Here is a 14,914-nt window from a genome sequence, read left to right on the forward strand (position 1 = left end):
GGAGATGATCGTCAATCAACCCTGGCCGCCTTTGCTCTTCCCCGGCCAACAGCACACCCCGTCCCCGCTCTCAGGGCAATCGCCGGGATCGGAGCAGCGTCAGAACGCCGACTTTTTGGCCGAGATGCTCAAGATGTCCTTGAACGCCTCGGCCATTCAATCCATAGGTGACCTTCCCCAACAGAAGGGTGGACCATCCGCCGACCCAACAACGCAACTTTTGATGGGCCAATCTCCCTTGTCGCACATGAGCCGAAAAGACGCCTCGACACATGCCGCCCCGGAAGCACCTGCGGGAAAACTCCCGGGAATACTCCCGGAGTCGATCTCGAAAACAGTCTCGGAACACATTCCGGAATCACTGCAAAAGACCGTGCTGAACTCTCTCGCCCCAATGCTGAACGGAACCGGCGCTCCAGGAACTGGCGGCCCTGATCCCCTCTCCCAGTTGATCAACCACGTCACCGGCTCCACGCAAACCCCCGCGGCAAGTTCCCTGATCGGCTCCCCGGCGGCCCTGGTCGCTCTGATCCAGTCCGCGGTGGAGCAACCGCCCTCTTCCCCCAAGCCGTCGCTCGCGAACCCGTCCACCCTGCGCCGGGCCATTTCCGCTTATACGCCCCAGTATTCAGCGGATGGCTTGCGCCAAAAAATTGACCATTCAACACGCAGGGATTTGGGCCCGGCCCACCCCGGCCACGCGACACCGACCGAGCGACTGCATGCCGGGCGTACAGGAACGTTGGATGCCGTCCCAACGGAGGAAAGCATTTCACAGTCCCAGCCCGGGATTCTGGCGGCCCGGTTCGAGTCCGCCAATCGCCCGAACGCCATCGGCTATGATCGCCGGGGCGGCACCTGCTACGGGACATACCAGTTGTCCTCCAGGATGGGCGGGATGGACGCCTTTCTCAAGTTCCTGGACTCCGAGGCCCCTCAATGGGCAAAGCGGCTACGTGAGGCGGGGCCAGCCAACACCAAAGGCCGCACCGGAGCCATGCCCGCGGAATGGAAGCGAATCCACCGCGAAAACCCGGAACGGTTCGCCGGGTTGCAGCACGCCTTCACCCAGAAAACTTACTACGATCCCGCGGCCAACCTGATAAATCGCCGCACCGGCATCGATCCGAACCAGGCTTCCCCGGCCCTGCGCGAAGTACTCTGGAGCACGGCGGTGCAGCACGGCGTCAACGGAGCCGCAAACATCTTCCAACGCGCCCTGGATAACGTTTCCGCCAACGGCCCTCCTCGGGAGAGCGACCTGATCCAGGCCATCTACAGCGAGCGGAAAACCCGATTCACCGGCTCCACCCAGGCCGTGCGCTCCGCGGTCCAGAACCGCTTCGAGCAGGAAATGCAACTAGCCCTGGCCTTACTTCCCGAGGAACGGGACGTGCTGGTCTGACAGTCCGTTGATAAACTCCCAATTGCTGCGTCGTTGCAAAAAGTTCAAACTCTCACGTATCAGTAAATACGCTTCGACCTTGAGCTTTTATTGCTCCTTGCACTTGGGGTTTTTGAACGGACTGCCGACAAAGGTCTTTTTCAGCAATCAGCTAAGCAACCTGTTCACGAAAAATCACGCATGGAGCCGAAAAACGTCTCCGGGTCCCAGTCTTCTCCGACCATCCGCTCCATCTCCGCAAAAAACGCATCCCACCCACTGATCTCTCCCAGCTTGGAACCGTTCTTAAAGACCTTGAACGTTGTTCCCTTGGGACACTTGGTCATGTTCACCTCCACCGAGGCCCCGGAGGGCATTTGCTCGGTCCAGTGCGCGGACCAGGAACTCCGATCCCCTTCGGTTTTCTTGTACTTCTCAAAAAATTCCTCAAAAACGCGAACGATTTCCTGCTGATCCATCGAGGCGACTCCTTTTTCGGCGTGAACCGGTTATGTTGTTTGGGTGCTGGATGTTTTCACGAAACAGGCGCATACTCAACACTTCAGTCCCTCACAACACTCATTTTGAGAGCCGCATCGTGTCCACCAGCAACAGCCCTGCCTCCTCCCGGCATTGTCCACTCGGGATCATCACGACGATCAACGTCCGGGGGAGCGTTTTCCATGCCGACTAAACCCTGCGTCGGGTGCGGCTGGTGTTGTCTCACGGACCAATGCATGGAATCCCATCGCAAGCACGGCTATCTGCCGCGTTGTCCGGAAATTGTCTGGGATGTGGAGAATGTTCGCTATAATTGTCGCTTGATGCAGGATCCCGTCAGCGGCGGGGCGTCACGAAAGGCCCTGCTCCAGGGCAAGGGATGTTGCGCTCCGCTGAATTCCTGGAGAGACCACGTCCGCAATCGCGATCCACTCCCGGCCGTCCGAACCGATTTATCGCCCGCTCTGATCCCCGCAACCAAACCATCTTCCGAAACCTTCGAGGAGCCCCACATGAAGCACTGCATCGCCACTCCCGACGCGCCCAAAGCCATCGGCCCCTATTCCCAGGCCGTGCGCACCGGCAACCTGCTCTTTCTCTCCGGCCAACTGCCCCTGGACCCGCAAACCATGCAGTTCGTGCCCGGCGGCATCGCGGAGCAGACCCGACAGGTGCTGACCAACGCCCGGGCCGTGCTGAAAGCGGCCGGCTCCGACCTGGAGCAAGTGGTCAAGGCCACGGTCCTGCTCAAGGACATGAACGACTTCGCCGCGATGAACGGAGTTTACGGCGAATTCTTCACCTCCGACCATCCGGCCCGGTCCACGTTCCAGGTGGCCAAACTGCCCCTGGACGCCTTGGTGGAGATCGAGTTGATCGCGGAAATACAGGAGTAGCGTATTCGGCTCACGCAAAGGCGCGAAGACGCTTAGGTTCAGAAAGCTTCGCAGCTTCGCGTGAGCCCCAGGCCGATTCCCACGCACCCGGCGCTCACCGTCGCGATCCGAAGCGAGCCAGGTATTCCTGGTTGCCCTTGGGTCCCAGAATCCCGGACGGGACGATCCCCAGGCAGGTCAGTCCCAACACCTCTTCGGCATGGGAGCGGACACCCGCGACCACCCTTTCCCGGACCTCCGGGTCGCGGATCACGCCCTTGGTCCCGGCCCCGGGTCCGGCTTCGAACTGAGGCTTGATCAGGGCGATGATTTCCGTGGTCGGTTTGCGGAATTGCAGGCAGGCGGGCAGGATCAGCCGCAGCGAAATGAAAGAGCAGTCCGCGACGATCAGATCCACGGGCCCGGGCAGCAGATCCGGCCCGGCATGGCGAAAGTTCACCCCTTCCAGATTGACCACCCGGGGATCCTGGCGCAGCTTCCAGTGGAGTTGACCCCGCCCCACGTCCACGGCGTAGACCTTGGCCGCGCCGTGCTGCAGGAGGCAATCCGTGAATCCGCCGGTGGACGCGCCCACGTCCAGGGCGACCAGCCCGGAAACATTCAGGTCAAAGGTTTCCAGGGCCGTAAGCAGCTTCTCTCCTCCCCGGCTGACGAACCGCTCCCCTGGAGCAATGCGCAGTTCCGCGTCCAAGGGCAACGCATGTCCCGGCTTGTCCACTGGCCGGGTTGAACCGCCATGCACCAAGGTCACGCGCCCGGCCATGATCAGCCGCTTGGCCTGTTCCCGGCTTTCGACCAGGCCCTGCTCCACCAGGACCTGGTCGGCCCGAACCTTGGCCGGCAAAGCCTACCCTCGCTCCCTGACCTGCAAGCCGAGCACGCCCGCCACGGCCTGGGCCGCCTGGACCGTGAACTCCTGGGCCGGAAGTTCGGCCTTGACCTCCGGGGACAGAACCCGTCGCGGCGCGTTCATCAGTTCCTCTTTGGGCGTAATCCCGTATTCCGGCGGGAAGCTGTTCTCGAAGTACATTTCCTGGAACCCGATGAACTTCAGGGCGTGGGCCGTGGCGTCCAGCACCGCAGTTTCCCCGGCTTGCATCAGGCCCAGCTCCCGGGCCCGCAACAGCCCGGCCAGACATTCCCCGCCCTGGGTGCAGGCAATGTGGCCGTGGCGGTTGGCCAAGAGCATGCCCTCGATCACGGCCTGTTCCTCCACCTGGACCACATGGAACAGTCCCGGCCCGCCGGCCTGCTCGTACCGGTCCACCAGGTGGCGCACACGGGGAAAGGAGACCGGATTGCCGATCATCGCCGCCTGGGCCACGCTGGCCCGGACGGTCACGGGATGATACGCCCGCCTGGCCGGATCAGATTCGTGATAATACCGAAATACCGGGTCGGCGTGAGCCGACTGGACTCCGAAAATCCGGGGCAACTTCTCGATGATGCCCAGACTCCGCAGCTTCAGAAAACCGCTCATGATCGCCGTGACGTTGCCCGCGTTGCCGATGGGCACGAACACCGCCTTGTCCGCCACGTCCCAGCCGTAATGCTGGGCCACCTCAAAGGCATAGGACTCCTGGCCCAGGATACGCCAGGCGTTCTTGGAATTGAGCAGGGCCACCCGGTAGTTCTCGGCCAGATGCTCCACCACCTTCATGCAGTCGTCGAACACGCCGGGCAGCTCCAGGACCACGGCCCCGCTGCCCAGGGGCTGGGCCAATTGCTGCGGGGTGACCTTGCCCTGGGGCAGCAGGACCACGCTCTTCACGGCCCCGCCAACATAGGCGGCGTACAGGGCCGCGGCCGCGGAAGTGTCCCCGGTGGAGGCGCAGACCGTGAGCACCTGGTCCCAGCCATGCCGCCGGATCAGGGCCTTGAGATAGCTGAAGGCGCAGGCCATGCCCCGGTCCTTGAAGGAAGCGCTGGGATTCTGCCCGTCGTTCTTGAAGGCCAGCTCCTGGCCCACATGCTTGGCCAGGGCCGGAGACGCGGGAATGATCGGCGTATTGCCGTCCCCCAGCCAGATGATGTCCTCGGGCTCCAGCACCGGGGCCATCAGTTCGTAGAACCGAAAGATGCCCTTGAGTTCCGGACGCCTGGTGGCGGCCCGCAAATCAAAGGTCTCCCGCCACTGCCCGGGCTTCGTTTGCCGCAGTTCGTCGAAGTCCAGGTCTTCCAGCAGCAAAACCTCGCTGCACTCCGGGCAGGTGTAATACAATTCATCAATATCCAGCCGGGCCCCGCAGCCCAGACAAACATATTCCATCCGCCCCCGACGGGACGGAAACTGATCGAGCATTGTGTTCATGATATCGGCTCTATGGTTTGATTGTTGAAAAACACTCCCCCTCCTCCGCCACGTTCCGGAACACCCGCTGCCAGGCGATCTCCAGCTTCAAACTGTCCAAATGCAACGGCTTTTCAGTCGGCACATCGCGCAAGGTCCAGACGCCCTCAACCGTACGCCGATAAACCTCCACGGCCAAACGCTCCGGATCGATCAGCACATATTCCCGCAAGGATGAAATCAGGCGATACGTGGCAAACTTCTCCCCCCGGCCAGAGGCTTCGGTGGAAGGCGAAAGCACCTTCCCGATAATCATGGTCATATCCGGCGCTGGAAGTGTTCGCCGGGTCGATGCTAGGCCGCCTTCCCATCTTCAAACCTCACCCTCCACCAGCCATTTCCACAAGGGAAGGATGGTGATGGTTCTGCCGTCATGGATCACGGTTTCTTCGTGGCTCCTGGTCAGCAGCCATCCCTGGTCGGAGTCGAAGTATGCCAGGGCTTCGGCAAGGCCGTTCAGCTCTCTTTTGCGCGTATCCGGGGCGTGCAGGTCGAGGCAGACATTGGCAATGACCCGACGGCCCTGGATCCGGCAATAAAAATCCACTTCCTGCTGCTGAAGAAAGTAGTACACCTCCCTGGTATGGCGACGCAGGTGCAGAAACGTCGCATTCTCGTAGAGCCTCCCGTAATCCGGGGACAGAGAGGCATCAAAGATGGACTTGAACCCGTTGTCCACGGCATAGATTTTTTTCGGGTTGCGCTGCTCTTCCCGCACGGAATTCCTGAATACCGGCACGCTGAACACGGCATACGCGTCACTCAGGTAGGAAAAATACTCGAACAGCGTGTCCTTGCCGACCTTGAAGCCCTGGGATTTAAAATCATTGAAAAGCCTGTTCATGCTGGCGCTGGTGGCCATGTTCGTCAAGCAGTATTTGACGAGGTGCTTCATCAGGGCGAGGTTCTTGATGCCGTGGCGCTCCACAATGTCCTTGTAGATGATCAGGTCCGCGTAGTCCGACAGGGTCCGCGTCCTGACGTCCGACGTGGCGGCAATGGTCTCGGCAAAGCCCCCGTGGAGGATGTAGTCCTCAAAGGCATTGGCCGCAAAGCTTGATGATCTGGACGAATGCGGGGTGATCTCAATGCCTCGGGCGCGCAGATACTCCTTGAACGAGAAGGGAAAGACCTCGTAGGTGATGGTCCGGCCCCGCAAAGCAGTGGAAAGGTCAGCGCCCAGCAGCTTGGAGGATGAGCCCGTGATGAAGATTTCCAGGTTCATGGTATCGTAAATGCGGCGCACAAAAAGTTCCCAATTCCGGACATTCTGGATCTCATCCAGGAAAAGCCAGACCTTGTGGTCCCTATTGTATGGATAAATCTCGTAATAAGCTTCCACGAGGGCGTCCAGATGCGGCAGTTCCAGCGGAAAAAGCCGGTCGTCCTCGAAATTCACGTACACGATGCTGGTTGGATCAACCTGTTCCCGCAAGGACTCAATAATCTGGTACAGGAGTGAAGTCTTGCCGCTGCGCCTGACCCCGACCAGGGAAACGACCTTTCCGGACTCCAGGGGGATTTTCATGTCCCGGGGAACAGTCGGCTTGATTTTCGACTCCTGAAAGTCCGTGATGATTTTCTTGAAAAGCTGTTTCACGTTTCATCCTTTTCTGGAAGGACAAAAATGAAAGATTGCATGCTTTCTGTCAAGGACATAAGTGGTCACATGGCGTTGACACGCTCGCCGGGTTTGCTCTGGGCTCTGAATCATTCGGATAAATGCGGCGCGGAGAGAATGTTCCGCGGTTCAGCACATTGGGCGGCAGCGGAAATTTGGCGGCTGGCTGCTCGGAAAGCTGCTTCCCCCATCAACGATCATGCCTTCAGGTTATCTTTGTCTTTGCGGAAAGATCCCCGTTCATAGTGAGAATGGTGCCAGGTTTATTTTTCTTGGCAAAGACTTCGCCGTAATAATATTCATGCTTGCCCGCCTGCTCCACTTCCCAGGCGAGATAGTCCCGGGCTGTTAATGGGGATATGGGTTGGGGTTGGCCCATGCTGTTTGCTCCTTATTTGACGGCTCATGGCATGCAGAATCAAGCTGAGTTTGGCCGTGCGTTCCAGTTCATCATCCCGAACTTGCAAGACCCGCGACAAGTTCATACGGACTTTTGATCCCGATGCCCGTGTGCTGTGCTGTGTGCAGGTAGATTTGGGTCGTCGAAATGTCCGCATGGCCCAGCAGGTCTTGAAGATCCCGGATGCCCGTTCCGCTGGCCAGAAGATGCGTGGCAAAGCTGTGGCGCAGCGTGTGGGGCGTCACGCGCTTGTCGATCCGTGCTTTCTCCGCGGCCAGCCGGATCGCTTTCTGAAACGTCGCATCCAGCACATGGTGCCGACGGATGATACCGTTGCGATGGTCCCGCATAAGATTACGCGAGGGCCAAAACCAGAACCAGGTAAATTTCTCACCTGACTTGGGCCATTTGCGCTCCAGCGCTCCTGGCAGTTCCACGCCGGGCAGACCGGCTTCACGGTCTTTATCGTGCAGGACTCGCAACCGCTCGCGATGCGCTCGCAGCGGTTCCACGAGCTGTGGGGGAATCATCGTGTACCTGCTCTTGCTCCCCTTGCCAAATTGCACCGAAAGCTGGAGGCGTTCCAGATCAACGTCCTTCACCCGCAGCCGCAACAGCTCGGTCAACCGCAACCCCGCCGCGTACATCAATTCCGCCATCAGGCGGTTGGTCCCGTCCATGGCATCGAAAAGCCGCATGCACTCCACCGACGACAAGACCGTGGGCACCTTCCGCCCGCGCCGTGCCCGCGAAAAATCGCTGAAATCCCCAGGGTCGCGCTCCAGGACTTCCCGAAAAAAGAAAACCACGGCATTCAACGCCTGGGCCTGCGTCGCGACCGCCACCCGCTCCTTGACCGCCAGATCGGACAACCAGTCGCGAACATCACGATGATCCAGCTCGGAAAGCTGCTTGTCGCTGACGGACGACATGAACCGCCTGCACCATGACCGATATGTTTTCTCGCTGTTCCACGCCAGGTTCTTTTCCCGGATTCGTCGGACCAGAGCCCGCTCCCACTCCGGCCCGCCCAGATCCCGGGCTCCGTCCGTGGGCACGTCGTTCATGGAGTATACGCGGTAATCGCCGATCTTCCGGACGGTTTCCGGAAGCTGATTCCCTGAGGGGGGCGGCAGGGTCGGGCTCTTTTCTTTCTTGAGAGGAGGGTTTGTTCTCGAGCCTCGATCATCATCGCCGGGTTCTGTTTTCCCCGGCGATGGCACCTTTTCCTGTTTCATTCGCTTGCGCCCTTCCTGGTAATACCAGCGCAGCGCCTCTCGACGGACCGCGAAACGATCAGGAGCCAGATACGATTGCTTCCACTCCAAATGTCGTTTAATGGCTTCAGCATTTGGTACGTTATCGATTTCCCTAACTGAGTGTTGAAAAAGTCCTTATCCGGCAGTCCGTTCAAAAACCCCAAGTGCAAGGAGCAAAAAAAGCTATCCGGACACGTCCTGTGTCCGGCCCCTGCGGGCTGTGGCTTCGCCACATTTTCGACTTGCCGTCCTGGCAATCGAATCAAGGTCGAAGCGTATTTATTCATACGTGAGAGTTTGAACTTTTTGCGGCGACGCAGCAATTGGGAGTTTTTCAACGGACTGCTAAGCCAGTACCGGAATTTGACGATGCCTTCCCACTATGCGTGATAACGCTCCGGTGGGACACTGGCCTTCAAGACCTTCTCCCAGTCGTCAAAAGTGATCACGGTTTCATCCATCATTTCCTCCAAGGTTGGCTTTATGCCCCGTCCTTGTGGTGATTATATGGCTGCCGCATAAAGCTAACTTCAGCACAAAGCATAAAGCTGACCTCGGAGTCAAGAAGAATTAGACAGGCATTTTTTAACACATTGAAATAACATGGCAAATGATGACCATTTTTTCAAAAAGTGCTTGCCAAATCAGCAGGTGTTAAGGCCTGGAATTTTGGGGGGCGGATTTTTGTGAGTTCCGCATAATAACACTGTTCCCGCGACGCTTCCGCGTCGCGGGAACAGGCCGGGGCTGACTGCGTCCATCCGTTTGCCCTCGCCGCGGAAGCCGCGTCGATAACAACCGGCTGGACCAGACTTCGGCCTGTCCTTCCGCAAGCGAGCTTGCTCCAGCACAGGCCGAAGCCGGTCAGCCCCGGCCCGTTATGCAAGGTAAAGGAAGAACATGCGACCATTTTTTGATCCAAAACAACGTGGATGGAAACAGCTCCAGGCCATAGAAAACCTAACTTATGTTTGCGGTTACTGTAGTCACCGTGTTTCTTCTGACCGCGGTTACAAACTGGGTCAACATCAAGATGCTAGTGGCCAGCAAGTCGGGGGAATTTACATTTGCCCTAATTGCCAAGGGCCAACCTTTTTTTCGGAGTATAGCGGCCGTTTCCCCTCCCCATCGCTTGGTAACTCCGTCAACAATGTACCGGAAGTTCTGAATTCACTTTATGAAGAAGCAAGGAAGTGCACTAGTCAAAGTTGCTTTACGGCTGCGGTTTTACTTTGCAGGAAAATGCTAATGAATATTGCTGTCGAGCAAGGCGCAAACGAGGGACTACGTTTTATCGAGTATGTCAATTATTTATCTGGCAAAGGGTATACACCTCCTAACGGAAAACATTGGGTTGATCACATTCGAAAAAAAGGTAATGAGGCAACGCACGAAATTGCAGTAATGCAAGAAACTGATGCAAAGGAATTAGTTGCCTTCACAGAGATGCTTCTTCGGTTCATCTACGAGTTTCCAAGCATGGTGCCAAACCCCGATGAAGCTGAGTAAATGCATAACAAATAGCTACACCGGACAAAATACTCGCTGCGCTAGCATTATTCCGGTGAGCTAGGCGTTCCCGCGACGCATCCGCGTCGCGGGAACGGGCCGGTGCTGACTGCGTCCAGTCGGTTGCCCTCGCCGCGGATGCCGCGTCGAGAACAACCGACTGGACCGGACTTCGGCCTGTCCTTCCGCAAGCGAGCTTGCTCCAGAACAGGCCGAAGCCGGTCAGCCCCGGCCCGTTAGGTGAGGAATAATTAGACATGTATGCTCCACCATCAGAATTCTCTAAATTTGATATTCATAGAGATCGATTACCTGATTCGATTAGGAAAATTGCCAAAGACAACCTCACTTACATGGATAAAGAACTTCATTCAAAATTGACCGACATTTCAATTATTAAGGATGTCGTTGCACTTCCTTTTGGAAGGGGCTGGAAATATAGTTCTGCCGATGAAGGAGTAAATCTTTTAGTAAGCGGCAGTTTTAGAAGCGAGTACCGAGCTATAGTAACAATGTCAGAGGTTCTTGAGGATTTTTACGTTGAGACATTGTACCTTCCAAGAATATTTCCAATCAAGAAATCATTTTGGAAAGAGCAAATGGAATTTGATACAGGTTTATATAGAGCAATACGTCATAATGGCATAACCAGTTATTCAGAGCATTTGCATTATGGATGAAAAAGACGCTTACTTGAGAGTTGCTGAAAGGTCTATTGATGCATCAGCGAAATTAGCAGAGCAGGCACATCAAGAAGCATCTGCATTTTATTCCTATCACGCCTTCGAGTCACTGGGAGGGGCTGTGTGTTCTCATGTTGGTGTAACATACTCCATGAGTCACATGGCTAAAATCAACCAGTTTCTCGCTGCATCAAAGCGAGTGGGAATTGAGCATGGTGTTAAGAGGGTTTCTATAATTATAGCGTCAATCGATAGAAACATGTGTTTATATCCAAAAAAAGAAGCAGGAAACACCTTCACTCTTCCTGAAGCAAGGATATTAGCTATTGATGCAAAAGACCTAAATAGAAGAGTTAAAGGTGTGAGCAAAGTTGTTAATCGCGCCATAACCACCTAACATCGACATTCACAAGGACGCTCGTAAACTCGCGCCTGTGATGCAGGCCGTTATCTTCTCAAAGTTACAATATATGGAAAAGTTGGCATATACTGATTTAACCGACAGCAGTTATGTATTTGAGGCTTTGTTGGGTTATGGAATGTTCTCCGAAAAACTGCCTCCATGCTTCACTTCTGAACATATTTATAACTACTTAAAGAACAAAAAACTTGACAAGACAAAACCATATGCCGCAGTTGATTACTGGGCAACAAAGAATACAAATTCTTCACGATTAATATCAATTCCACACCCAAAAGCGCACTGGAATTTATGCAAAAAAATACTAGCAAATTGGGAGGATATAAACAAAATAGTAGGAAAGCTAGAAAGAAAGCATAATTATTGCCATGTTCGAAAAATACAAGGCAAAAAGAATATTTTTAACATGAATTATTCTGGCTTTGATAAATATAATAAAGAAGAAAACATTTTAGATTATCTCCTAGCCTCTGAATACGTTGTATCTGCAGATATTTCTACTTGTTTTCCAAGCATTTATTCACACTCTCTGCCTTGGGCGATTAGAGGTACATCTTGGTCAAAGGTTCATCAGTGCACATCCCAAAAAAAGAATAAGGCCAAAGGCCTCCATTGCAAAAAATATAATGATGCATGTCCTAATGAAATAGGAGACCTGTGGTGCAACGACTTGGATGAAGCAGTTAGGAATTCAAAGAATGGAGAAACGAACGGCTTACTTATAGGTCCTCACACATCTAACATAATTTCAGAAATAATTCTAACTAACGTTGATAGATGCTTAGAAGTTTCCGGGTTTAAGAATTTCGTAAGACATATAGATGATTATGAATATTTTGCTTCGAGTGAAGAAGATGCTAAATTGTTTTTGAGACAACTTGATATCGAACTTAAGAAATTCGAACTATCTTTAAATGCTAAAAAAACAAAAATTGTTAAAACTGAAAATTTATCTCATGTAGGTTGGATAAATACTTTAACACAATATTATTTCCCTAACAAAGACGAAATCGGTTTTAATTCTGTAAAATCTTACCTAGACTACGCTTTCGCATTGTCAAAGCAATACGATGATTCAGCAGTTCTCAACTACGCAATAAAGGTCTTGTCGAAAAAGAAACTCTCTAAGAGAGCACGACGCTTATATGTTAAAAGCATAATGTTCTATTCAGTAAATAATTTCTATCTACTGCCGCTACTGGAAGAGTATGTTTTTTCAATGGCAGACGAGACCAAAGAATTACTGTTGGAATTTTTAGATGTTTTAATGTCGAGGGCTATAAGTACAGGGCGTGGTGACGGCATTGCTTTTTCTTTTTACTTTGCTCTAAAACACTCTGTAAAAATTGACATTGAAATAGAAAAACAGCATAAAATACTTGAGACCAATGATTGCATTGCAATGACAATCGCTTATAAATATCTAAAAGAATCTGGAAATCCCACCAATCTATTTCGGGATAAGGCAAATGAAATAGTGTTAAACACCGAAAGGGAGCAGGAAAAAAACTGGATATTCCTCTATGAAGTATTGCCGAAAAGTGTTTTAAAAGACAATTTCTTAAAAGAGTTAAAAAACAACAATATTGAAATATGGAAAATATAAAGATAACAAGACAATATACACGGACGCGCAAACTGCGCGCCGGTTATCGCAACGTTGGGCCAAAGGCTTGATTGACAAAGTGTAGCCAGGAGGATACATCCGAGAAGGATGATGGAGATTCGCAAAACGGACGTTTATGCCAAGTGGCTTGACGGACTGCGCGATATTCGGGCGCGTGCCCGTGTTCTGGCGAGAGTTGAACGGTTGGCTGCTGGGAATGCGGGGGATGACGAGCCCGTAGGAGAAGGTGTCTCCGAGTTACGAATCAATTATGGCCCTGGTTACCGTGTGTATTACAAACAGCAAGGGCGTGAGCTGGTGATCCTGTTAGCTGGTGGTGATAAAAGTAGCCAGACAGGAGACATCAAGACAGCTCTACGCGTTGCCCGTAATCTGTAGGATATCCCATGAAAAAGACAGTCACCTCCCGCTACGATGTTGCTGAACATCTCCGTACCCCTGAAGAAATGGCTGCATATCTGGAAGCCTGCCTAGAGGAGGCAAACGGTGACGCCGCGTTCATAGCAAAAGCTCTTGGTGACATTGCCCGTGCAAAAGGTATGTCGCAAGTAGCGCGCGACGCAGGCGTGTCCCGTGAAAGCCTATACAAGGCGCTTTCTGGAGAACGAACTCCCGGGTTCGACACAATCCTGAAAGTCATGGCAGCGCTGGGTTTGAAGTTGCATGCGGAAGCGGTGCATATCCCAAATCATGCCCAACAAGACGCTCCAACCGTCGCTCGCACCTCGCGCGGTTGAGATCTGGCGTTGGAATGAAAGAAAGGAGTCAAATGACACAAGATAATAAAATTGCGTTGCTTATCGACTGCGACAACGTTAGCCACAAATCAATAGAAGGTGTCATAGATGAGTTGTCGAAATATGGAAAAGTAAATATTAGACACGCCTATGGGAATTGGAAAAGTGAAAATATGAAAGGATGGGAGGAGAAACTTCATCCGCATGCAATAAAACCAATTCAGCAGTTCGCATATACTTCAGGAAAAAATGCTACAGATGCTGCAATGATAATAGACGCAATGGATTTATTATATACGCAGAAACTTGACGCATTTGCGCTCATGACAAGTGATAGTGACTTTACTCCACTCGTTATGAGAATATTGTCAAACGGCATAACTGTCTATGGTTTTGGTGAGAAAAAAACACCATTGCCTTTTGTAAAAGCATGTTCTCAATTTATTTTTACAGAGAATCTTGAGCCCGCAGAAAATGAGGGGTTAAAGCAATTAGAGAAGGTAAATTCTAAGAAGTCAAGAAATGAACTACGTCAAGATGCTGGTTTAGTTAAATTATTGAGAACAGCAGTAGAACAGTCGGCAGGAGAAGATGGTTGGTCTCATCTTGGCCGAGTTGGACAGTATATTTCAAATAACACGTCTTTTTCACCAATAAATTATGGATATAAAAAACTTGGTGACCTTATAAGAGTCTGTGATTTATTCGAAATTCAAACTAAAAATGACAACTCAGTTATGTACATCAGGGACCATAAAAAATAATATTTTTCCAACAAATCGTTTCTGCGGAACCCGCAAACGACGCGGTTTCCGCAGAACTCCACATTAGCAGGCTATAGGACAAACCATGAAAATGTTGAGTTCAATAATCAAAGCAAATACTGAAAACTTAATACCAGAAAATATAGTTTTAGGAGTTGCTGGCAGCCCAAGAAGAAATGGGAATTCAGATGTGTTAATGAGACAAGTGCTTAAAGGTGTTAAGCAGGAAAACATCGAATGCAGCTTAATTCAATTGAGAGATATTTATTTTCAAGGTTGCATCGGTTGTGAGAAGTGCAGAAAAGATAAAATATGTACAGGTTTAAATGATGGGATGTCTTTAATCTACAGCCAGATCATTACTTCAAAAGGGCTTGTTCTTGTTTCACCGACTCACAATTATAACATTACTTCATGGATGAAAGCGTTTATTGACCGGCTTTACTGCTTTTACAATTTTAAAAATACCCGTCCCAGAGCTTGGTCGAGTAAGTTTGCCGATCAAGACCGAAAAGCGGTCTTGGTCGCGGTATGCGAACAAGAAAATGTGAAGGATATGGGATTTACCCTTGAAGCAATGAGAACCCCAATTGAAGCGCTCGGATATCAAGTAATTAGGGAGCAAGCCGTATTCAGGATTTTCGATAAGGGAAAGGTTAAAGAGGATACTGAATCACTGGAAAAAGCATTTATGTTCGGCAAGGACTTGGCGAAATCATTAACCTAAAAGATGAAATGCAAATTGCTAACCTTCCTGCTGCA

The 14,914-nt window shown here is 52.2% G+C and carries 17 protein-coding genes; 10 read left to right on the forward strand and 7 right to left on the reverse strand.

Annotated elements, in window-relative coordinates; all coding sequences use genetic code 11:
- The first annotated feature begins 4 nt into the window (after positions 1–4).
- On the forward strand, positions 5–1,405 hold the full coding sequence (locus C6366_RS03455) for a hypothetical protein (protein ID WP_107735950.1): 1,401 nt from the start codon (positions 5–7) through the stop codon (positions 1,403–1,405).
- Between the two features lie 164 nt (positions 1,406–1,569).
- On the opposite strand, the gene C6366_RS03460 is transcribed toward C6366_RS03455, so the two are convergent.
- Positions 1,570–1,863, reverse strand: coding sequence for a hypothetical protein (locus tag C6366_RS03460; RefSeq protein ID WP_107735951.1), 294 nt, complete (start codon positions 1,861–1,863; stop codon positions 1,570–1,572).
- 204 nt (positions 1,864–2,067) lie between these two features.
- On the opposite strand from C6366_RS03460, the gene C6366_RS20585 reads away from it, so the two are divergent.
- Positions 2,068–2,781: a RidA family protein gene (locus C6366_RS20585; protein WP_306460419.1), complete on the forward strand. Its 714-nt coding sequence runs from the start codon at positions 2,068–2,070 to the stop codon at positions 2,779–2,781.
- A gap of 94 nt (positions 2,782–2,875) precedes the next feature.
- Here the strand turns inward: C6366_RS20585 and C6366_RS03470 are convergent, their stop codons facing one another.
- From C6366_RS03470 to C6366_RS03490, 6 genes are all read right to left on the reverse strand, one after another.
- Positions 2,876–3,625, reverse strand: coding sequence for a TlyA family RNA methyltransferase (locus C6366_RS03470; protein WP_107735952.1), 750 nt, complete (start codon positions 3,623–3,625; stop codon positions 2,876–2,878).
- A gap of 3 nt (positions 3,626–3,628) precedes the next feature.
- The gene (gene thrC, locus C6366_RS03475) at positions 3,629–5,092 is read right to left on the reverse strand and encodes a threonine synthase (protein WP_199221415.1); all 1,464 of its coding nucleotides are present in this window, start codon (positions 5,090–5,092) and stop codon (positions 3,629–3,631) included.
- Between the two features lie 10 nt (positions 5,093–5,102).
- Positions 5,103–5,387 (reverse strand): Uma2 family endonuclease, encoded by a 285-nt coding sequence (locus tag C6366_RS03480; protein ID WP_158269625.1) that lies wholly within the window; start codon positions 5,385–5,387, stop codon positions 5,103–5,105.
- A 57-nt stretch (positions 5,388–5,444) separates the two neighbouring features.
- On the reverse strand, positions 5,445–6,731 hold the full coding sequence (locus C6366_RS03485; RefSeq protein ID WP_031388242.1) for an ATP-binding protein: 1,287 nt from the start codon (positions 6,729–6,731) through the stop codon (positions 5,445–5,447).
- A gap of 226 nt (positions 6,732–6,957) precedes the next feature.
- A complete protein-coding gene (locus C6366_RS19510) occupies positions 6,958–7,131 on the reverse strand; it encodes a hypothetical protein (RefSeq protein WP_158269626.1) in 174 nt (57 codons plus the stop codon).
- 71 nt (positions 7,132–7,202) lie between these two features.
- Positions 7,203–8,390: an integron integrase gene (locus C6366_RS03490; protein WP_107735954.1), complete on the reverse strand. Its 1,188-nt coding sequence runs from the start codon at positions 8,388–8,390 to the stop codon at positions 7,203–7,205.
- Between the two features lie 921 nt (positions 8,391–9,311).
- Here C6366_RS03490 and C6366_RS03495 point away from each other — a divergent pair.
- From C6366_RS03495 to C6366_RS03520, 8 genes are all read left to right on the forward strand, one after another.
- Entirely contained in the window at positions 9,312–9,920 is a 609-nt protein-coding gene (locus tag C6366_RS03495; protein WP_107735955.1) for a DUF4145 domain-containing protein, read from the forward strand.
- A gap of 257 nt (positions 9,921–10,177) precedes the next feature.
- Positions 10,178–10,600, forward strand: a complete 423-nt coding sequence (locus tag C6366_RS19200; protein WP_146164758.1) for a hypothetical protein — start codon at positions 10,178–10,180, stop codon at positions 10,598–10,600.
- Entirely contained in the window at positions 10,593–11,000 is a 408-nt protein-coding gene (locus C6366_RS19205) for a hypothetical protein (protein WP_146164759.1), read from the forward strand. Before C6366_RS19200 ends, C6366_RS19205 begins: the two co-directional genes overlap by 8 nt.
- 73 nt (positions 11,001–11,073) lie before the next feature.
- Complete coding sequence (locus tag C6366_RS19210) at positions 11,074–12,630, forward strand: RNA-directed DNA polymerase (protein WP_146164760.1); 1,557 nt, start codon at positions 11,074–11,076, stop codon at positions 12,628–12,630.
- A 108-nt stretch (positions 12,631–12,738) separates the two neighbouring features.
- Positions 12,739–13,029: a type II toxin-antitoxin system RelE/ParE family toxin gene (locus C6366_RS03505; protein ID WP_107735957.1), complete on the forward strand. Its 291-nt coding sequence runs from the start codon at positions 12,739–12,741 to the stop codon at positions 13,027–13,029.
- 8 nt (positions 13,030–13,037) lie between these two features.
- The gene (locus C6366_RS03510; RefSeq protein WP_107735958.1) at positions 13,038–13,388 is read left to right on the forward strand and encodes an addiction module antidote protein; all 351 of its coding nucleotides are present in this window, start codon (positions 13,038–13,040) and stop codon (positions 13,386–13,388) included.
- 32 nt (positions 13,389–13,420) lie between these two features.
- The gene (locus C6366_RS03515) at positions 13,421–14,152 is read left to right on the forward strand and encodes an NYN domain-containing protein (RefSeq protein ID WP_107735959.1); all 732 of its coding nucleotides are present in this window, start codon (positions 13,421–13,423) and stop codon (positions 14,150–14,152) included.
- Between the two features lie 85 nt (positions 14,153–14,237).
- Positions 14,238–14,879: a flavodoxin family protein gene (locus C6366_RS03520; protein ID WP_107735960.1), complete on the forward strand. Its 642-nt coding sequence runs from the start codon at positions 14,238–14,240 to the stop codon at positions 14,877–14,879.
- Positions 14,880–14,914 lie beyond the last annotated feature (35 nt).

Source organism: Desulfonatronum sp. SC1, from assembly GCF_003046795.1.
Lineage (GTDB): Bacteria > Desulfobacterota > Desulfovibrionia > Desulfovibrionales > Desulfonatronaceae > Desulfonatronum.

Coding starts and splice junctions, on each gene's coding strand:
- C6366_RS03455 (WP_107735950.1), top strand. CDS start 5: ATGATCGTCAATCAACCCTGGCCGCCTTTGCTCTTCCCCGGCCAACAG.
- C6366_RS03460 (WP_107735951.1), bottom strand. CDS start 1,863: ATGGATCAGCAGGAAATCGTTCGCGTTTTTGAGGAATTTTTTGAGAAG.
- C6366_RS20585 (WP_306460419.1), top strand. CDS start 2,068: ATGCCGACTAAACCCTGCGTCGGGTGCGGCTGGTGTTGTCTCACGGAC.
- thrC (WP_199221415.1), bottom strand. CDS start 5,092: ATGAACACAATGCTCGATCAGTTTCCGTCCCGTCGGGGGCGGATGGAA.
- C6366_RS03480 (WP_158269625.1), bottom strand. CDS start 5,387: ATGATTATCGGGAAGGTGCTTTCGCCTTCCACCGAAGCCTCTGGCCGG.
- C6366_RS19510 (WP_158269626.1), bottom strand. CDS start 7,131: ATGGGCCAACCCCAACCCATATCCCCATTAACAGCCCGGGACTATCTC.
- C6366_RS03490 (WP_107735954.1), bottom strand. CDS start 8,390: ATGAAACAGGAAAAGGTGCCATCGCCGGGGAAAACAGAACCCGGCGAT.
- C6366_RS03495 (WP_107735955.1), top strand. CDS start 9,312: ATGCGACCATTTTTTGATCCAAAACAACGTGGATGGAAACAGCTCCAG.
- C6366_RS19200 (WP_146164758.1), top strand. CDS start 10,178: ATGTATGCTCCACCATCAGAATTCTCTAAATTTGATATTCATAGAGAT.
- C6366_RS19205 (WP_146164759.1), top strand. CDS start 10,593: ATGGATGAAAAAGACGCTTACTTGAGAGTTGCTGAAAGGTCTATTGAT.
- C6366_RS19210 (WP_146164760.1), top strand. CDS start 11,074: ATGGAAAAGTTGGCATATACTGATTTAACCGACAGCAGTTATGTATTT.
- C6366_RS03505 (WP_107735957.1), top strand. CDS start 12,739: ATGATGGAGATTCGCAAAACGGACGTTTATGCCAAGTGGCTTGACGGA.
- C6366_RS03510 (WP_107735958.1), top strand. CDS start 13,038: ATGAAAAAGACAGTCACCTCCCGCTACGATGTTGCTGAACATCTCCGT.
- C6366_RS03515 (WP_107735959.1), top strand. CDS start 13,421: ATGACACAAGATAATAAAATTGCGTTGCTTATCGACTGCGACAACGTT.
- C6366_RS03520 (WP_107735960.1), top strand. CDS start 14,238: ATGAAAATGTTGAGTTCAATAATCAAAGCAAATACTGAAAACTTAATA.